The organism is Prevotella sp. CAG:255, assembly GCF_000431195.1.
GTDB lineage: Bacteria > Bacteroidota > Bacteroidia > Bacteroidales > Bacteroidaceae > Prevotella > Prevotella rara.
Genome location: NZ_HF986843.1, coordinates 1 through 577 on the forward strand (window position 1 = coordinate 1; position 577 = coordinate 577).

At 41.8% G+C, this 577-nt stretch carries 1 pseudogene; it reads right to left on the reverse strand.

Annotation, left to right across the window (positions count from 1 at the left end):
- Positions 1 to 577: pseudogene (locus QVO66_RS11315) on the reverse strand (hypothetical protein); the annotation flags it as partial.

Consider the following 577-nt stretch of genomic DNA (forward strand, 5'->3'; position numbering starts at 1 on the left):
TGCGTTCACCAAGGCACGTTTCAATACGTCGTCCTGGTTTGTGGAATATTGTCTTTCAGCAAGTCTCCAGATTTTGTTTGAACCTTCCTCATAAACCTTGTTGAAGATTACACATCTCGCTATGATTTTTCCATCTTCGTTTTTCAAATAGGCGGCACTTGCGTCAACCGAGTCGCGATAGAAACAATGATAGCCTTTGTCTGTCATGCATGAATAGAAGTCACCCTCGCATTCACCCGAGTCATAAATATCATTGAAATTATCATCAACGAACAAACGGTTTTCTTTCGGCAGCGATGAAATTGAGAAAGCCTGCCAGTCCTGTGTGAAGCATTCCTGCAAATAGATGATTACGCTTTCCGGCAATGTCCTTCCGAAAGAGGTTTCCATGATTAAATGCCTGATGAATTTTCCTGCTTTCATCTTGAACACCTTTCCTCCGTTGTCATGGTTGATATACCTTACAGCCTTTGAATCACCGTCTTCACATATCCCGTTGTACTTGTCGGTTTCATATTTGCCTGAACGGAAGGTATAGTTAATCAGGTTTACTTCATATTGTAAGCCATCATCCTCG